This window comes from Cronobacter sp. EKM101R, from assembly GCF_963888145.1.
GTDB lineage: Bacteria > Pseudomonadota > Gammaproteobacteria > Enterobacterales > Enterobacteriaceae > Cronobacter > Cronobacter turicensis.
The window spans coordinates 1-217 of the sequence record NZ_CAWPHW010000064.1; the positions used below are offsets into that span (position 1 = coordinate 1).

Consider the following 217-nt stretch of genomic DNA (forward strand, 5'->3'; position numbering starts at 1 on the left):
CAGGTCATGTTAAAGGGCGTAAGGGCCGTACCGTCATAGTGCGGCGTAATGCTGACACTGTTCCCTCCCGGAAAATCCAAAATCAGCTCATGCCACTCATTATCAAACGGCCCCAGGTCACAGATTTTCTGTAAGGAACTGGTATGCCTGGACAGAATGATATTCCGGTTACTGTCAGTGGTCACGGTACAGGACACAACGAACGGAGCCGCCCCTG

1 protein-coding gene is annotated in these 217 nt (G+C 52.1%); it reads right to left on the reverse strand.

The window, feature by feature from the left end:
- The coding region (locus AACV31_RS23245; RefSeq protein ID WP_370459601.1) for a DUF6645 domain-containing protein at nt 1-197 on the reverse strand (197 nt) is incomplete at its 3' end.
- Nucleotides 198-217 lie beyond the last annotated feature (20 nt).